This is a genomic window from Mycobacterium sp. (assembly GCF_049683935.1).
Classification (GTDB): domain Bacteria; phylum Actinomycetota; class Actinomycetes; order Mycobacteriales; family Mycobacteriaceae; genus Mycobacterium.
On the sequence record NZ_JBAUJR010000051.1, the window covers coordinates 1 to 3,451 of the forward strand.

The window sequence follows — 3,451 nt, forward strand, 5'->3', positions numbered from 1 at the left end:
GCGAGACCCAGGGGTCCAGCGTGCGCATGTAGCGGTCGTCGGGCAGGGTCTCGTCGCCGGTGGTGGGGTGGGCGGCGTCGCGTTTGATCGGGATGTGGGTGTGTTCGGGGACGTAGAACGTGGTGAAACCGTGCTCGTCGGCCAGCGTGGCCGCCGCGGCCGGGGTGATCCCACGATCAGAGGTGAACAACACCAAACCAAAGTCCATACCCCGAATTAGAACGTGTTCCAATCCGCGGGCGCAAGGCGGGTTCCTGCTGGAAGACAGTTCCGGTGTGGTGCGGCAGTTTTCGTCAGCGCGAGTGATACCCGCGACGGCAGCTCCCACCGTTGATTCGATGGCCACCATGACGACCGAACGCATCTCCGACCAGATCAAGTTCGCCTACTGGGTGCCCAACGTCAGCGGCGGCCTGGTGACCAGCGACATCGAGCAGCGGACCGACTGGAACTACGAGTACAACGCCAAGTGGCGCAGACAGCGGAGAACAACGGCTTCGAGTACGCGCTGTCGCAGGTCCGCTACGAGGCCAGCTACGGGGCCGAGTACCAGCACGAATCGACGAGCTTCAGCCTGGCGCTGCTGCTGGCCACCCGACGACTCAAGGTCATCGCCGCGGTCCACCCGGGTCTGTGGCAGCCCGCGGTGCTGGCAAAGCTCGGCGCCACCGCCGACCACCTGTCCGGTGGCCGCTTCGCGGTCAACGTGGTGTCCGGGTGGTTCAAGGACGAGTTCACACACCTGGGGGAGCCGTGGCTGGAGCACGACGAGCGCTACCGTCGCAGTGCCGAATTCCTCCAGGTGCTGCGCAAGATCTGGACCGAGGACGACGTCGACTACCGCGGTGACTTCTACTGGATCCACGACTTCACCCTGAAGCCGAAGCCCCTCAACACGCCCGAACGACCGAACCCGGAGATCTTCCAGGGCGGCAACTCCACCGCGGCCCGCCGGAACGGCGGACTCCACTCGGACTGGTACTTCTCCAATGGCAAGGACTTCGACGGCGTCACCGAACAGTTGGTCGACGTCCGCGATCACGCCCGAACCGCGCGCCGAGAGGTGAAGTTCGGGCTCAACGGCTTCATCATCGCCCGGGACACAGAGCAGGAAGCCAAGGACACGTTGCGGGAGATCATCGAGAAGGCCAACCGGCCCGCCGTGGACGGATTCCGCTCCGCCGTCCAGCAGGCCGGCAGCTCCACCGGCGACAGGAAGGGCATGTGGGCCGACTCGTCATTCGAGGATCTGGTGCAGTACAACGACGGATTCCGGACTCAGTTGATCGGCACCCCCGAACAGATCGCAGAACGCATCGCGGCCTATCGCAGACGCGGAGTCGACCTGATTCTCGGCGGGTTCCTGCATTTCCAGGAGGAGATCGAGTACTTCGGCTCGCGGGTGCTCCCGCTGGTCCGCGAAATCGAGCATTCGGACAAGGCGTCGACCGACTCACCGGTGCTCGTCTCCGCGTCAGTTCCCTGAGGGGTGCCTGTGAGTGCCGCGCTCAGGTACCGAGGCGTGACGGCGGTGCCCACGGGTGCGCTAGCGTGGATCATCGAATCGCTCAGGCGGTCCGTGACTGGAAGTCAGACCACGTCGTCACCGTCCATCCGATGCCCGCACAGCACAGGGAGAGGTCATGTCGTACCCACAAGGCGCGCCCGGAGGCTCGGGTTACCCGCCCGCGCAGCAGCAGCCGAGCGCCCAGTTCTCCGCACCCACGCAGCAGTTCAGCAAGGTCCCTGAGTCCAACTCGGCCGGCACGGACCCGGGCAAGCTGCCCATGTACCTCGCCGCGGCCGTCGCGGTGCTGGGCCTCTTCGTTTTTGTCGGAAGTCTCGGCCCCCAGTTCAGCGCAGGCACCGAGTTCGTCATCACGCCGGTCCGCATCGACATCGCGGTGACCGCCGCAATCCTGGCTGCACTGATCGCCGGGGTCAGCCTGATGCCGAAGCAGAAGGCGCGCCCAGCCGTCGTCGGGGTGCTGTCGCTGTTGGGCTTCCTGCTGGTCATCTCGATCGTGCTGACCGCCCCGAGCGGCGTCACCATCGACTGGGGCATGTATCTGCTCATCGCTTTCACCGCGATCCAGGCGATCGTCGGCGTCGGTGCACTGCTGCTCGACGCGGGAGTCATCACCGCGCCGGTGTCACGGCCCAAGTACGACCAGCACCAGCAGTACGGCCAGTACCCCGGCTACTACGGCCAGCCGCAGGGACAGCCCCAGCACGGTGGACCCCAGCACCAGCAGGGGCCTCCGCAGCAGCGGCCGGGCTACCCCTCGCAGTACGGTGGCTACCCGGGCACCGGTCCCTCGACGGGTGGGTTCCCCGCCGTCTCCCAGGGCGGACAGTCCGGACAGGGCGACCAGTCCGGACCGCCGACCCCGCCGACCGGGTTCCCCACGTACGGCCAGCCGCCGGCGAGCAACACCCCCACGACGCAGGTGCCCGCGCAACACCAGGCGCCTTCTTCCTCGCAGTCGGATCAGTCCTCGTCGTAGTCTGAGCCGCGCGTGCGCGAACGTCGCGCGCCCGAGCGTGTGCGAGGAGCGGCCCAGCCCGTGCAGAACCAACCAGTCGGGACACGCCAGGCGCGTGACCTGCTCAGGGTGGCGTTCGGGCCGTCCGTGGTCGCACTGGTCGTCATCGCCGCGGTGGTGCTGCTGCAGCTGCTGATCGCCAACAGCGACATGACCGGCGCGCTGGGCGCCATCGCCAGCATGTGGCTGGGGGTGCACCAGGTGCCGATCTCGATCGGCGGCAGTGCGCTGGGCGTGATGCCGCTGTTCCCGGTGCTGCTGATGGTCTACGGCACCGCCCGCACCACGGCGGCCGCCACCACCAGCACCTCGTGGTTCGTCACCCGCTGGGTGGTGGCCTCCGCGGTCGGCGGGCCGATGCTGATCGCCGCGATCTGCCTGGCGGTGATCCACGATGCCGCATCGGTGCTGACCGAACTGCAGACGCCGGACGCGTTGGTCGCATTCGGAAGTGTGCTGACCGCGCATGTGATCGGCGCGCTGCTCGGCGTGGGCTCGCGTGTGGGCCGGCCGCTTCTCGTCGCGTCCCCGCTCCCGCGCTGGGTGCCCGATGCCTTCCGGGCGGCGGCGGTGGGCGTGATCACGCTGATGGGGCTTTCCGGAGCGGTCGTCGCGGGATCACTGATCGTCCACTGGTCGACCATGCACGAGCTGTACTCGATCACCGACTCCATGTTCGGGCAGTTCAGCCTGACCGTGCTGTCGGTGCTCTATCTGCCCAACGTGATGGTCGGCGCGGCAGCGGTCGCGGTCGGCTCCAGCGCTCATGTGGGGCTTGCGACGTTCAGCTCGTTCACTGTCTTCGGCGGCGACATCCCGGCGCTGCCGGTGCTGGCCGCCGTGCCGACCCCGCCGCTCGGTCCGGCGTGGGTCGGCCTGCTGATCGTCGCTGCGGTGTCCGGAGT

General features: G+C 67.6%; 2 protein-coding genes and 2 pseudogenes. 3 read left to right on the forward strand and 1 reads right to left on the reverse strand.

Annotated features, from left to right (window positions below; all coding sequences use genetic code 11):
* A pseudogene (locus WA965_RS02840) lies at positions 1 to 208 on the reverse strand (LLM class F420-dependent oxidoreductase); the annotation flags it as partial.
* A 139-nt stretch (positions 209 to 347) separates the two neighbouring features.
* On the opposite strand from WA965_RS02840, the pseudogene sfnG reads away from it, so the two are divergent.
* The 3 genes and pseudogenes from sfnG to WA965_RS02855 form a co-directional block, all read left to right on the forward strand.
* A pseudogene (sfnG, locus tag WA965_RS02845) lies at positions 348 to 1,486 on the forward strand (dimethylsulfone monooxygenase SfnG).
* Between the two features lie 157 nt (positions 1,487 to 1,643).
* Complete coding sequence (locus tag WA965_RS02850; RefSeq protein ID WP_526296660.1) at positions 1,644 to 2,507, forward strand: DUF5336 domain-containing protein; 864 nt, start codon at positions 1,644 to 1,646, stop codon at positions 2,505 to 2,507.
* 60 nt (positions 2,508 to 2,567) lie between these two features.
* The coding region (locus WA965_RS02855; RefSeq protein WP_526447039.1) for a cell division protein PerM at positions 2,568 to 3,451 on the forward strand (884 nt) is incomplete at its 3' end.

Bases quoted from the DNA above. Each gene is read 5' to 3' on its own strand.
- WA965_RS02850 (WP_526296660.1), top strand. From the start codon at position 1,644: ATGTCGTACCCACAAGGCGCGCCCGGAGGCTCGGGTTACCCGCCCGCG.